This window comes from Demequina aestuarii, assembly GCF_000975095.1.
Classification (GTDB): Bacteria; Actinomycetota; Actinomycetes; order Actinomycetales; family Demequinaceae; genus Demequina; species Demequina aestuarii.
On record NZ_BBRD01000004.1, the window covers coordinates 1 to 922 of the forward strand.

Consider the following 922-nt stretch of genomic DNA (forward strand, 5'->3'; position numbering starts at 1 on the left):
GCTCGTCGTTCGAGTGCACATCGGCTTCCACCGTGAGGTCGCCTTCGGCGAGCGCGTCCAGCGAGCGGCTGACGGCTCCGGCCGAGGCCTTCATCTTGCGCGCGACCAGCCATCCGAGCAGACCGGCCACCACGACTCCCGTCGCCGCCAGCGCGACGACCACGGTCCGGATGGTCTGCGATGTCGAGGCGTTGGCGGCCTGCTGCTCCTGCAGCACCGCGTCGACGTCCTCGGTGAGCTGAGCGACAGCCCCCACGAGGTTGGTGCCCGCCTCGCGGGTGGTGCTCTCGCGCACCACCTTGAGAGCGTCCAGGTCATCGGCCAGAGCGGCCGGCAGGAAGTCACTGAGCATGGCGTCCTTGTACGCCGCCCACTGCGCCCTCACCGTTCCGAGCTGCTCGGGGACGTACCCGAAGGTGGTGGAGTAGGACTCCTCGAACGCCGTGAGCGACTCCTCGAAGGTCGCGTAGTTGCCCTCGAGCTTGACGAACTGCTCGGGGCGGTCGGCGACCGGGTAGGACGCGACAGTGCCCGCGGCCTGTCGCGCGGACCACAGGTCGTTCTGCAAAGACAGCACCGCGGTGCTCATCGCCGAATGATCGCCGACCACCTCCGCCGTGTTCGTCTCGCTCTTGTTCAGCTGGACGTACGCGGTTGCTCCGACGACGACCAGGATGACGAGCGCTCCACCCACCGCTGCGAAAATCTGGGCCGTCAACGACACGCGCACGCGCGATCGCTTGGCTCCACCTTCAGACATCACCATTGCTTCGCTTCTCCTCATGATTGGGGCGCACCGCATCGGCCCCCGCGGGGACCGATGCGGTGCGAGACGGTTGTCAATACCTGAATGCTTCGACGCTGCTGCGCAGGTTGGCCGACATCTCTGCGAGCTCGTTGACCGAGGCACCGATCTGGTCCA

General features: G+C 66.9%; 1 protein-coding gene. It reads right to left on the reverse strand.

Features of this window, described 5'->3' with window-relative positions; all coding sequences use genetic code 11:
* Nucleotides 1-760: methyl-accepting chemotaxis protein (locus AOP72_RS13110; protein WP_193746443.1), on the reverse strand; the 760-nt coding region annotated here is incomplete at its 3' end.
* Nucleotides 761-922: the final 162 nt, after the last annotated feature.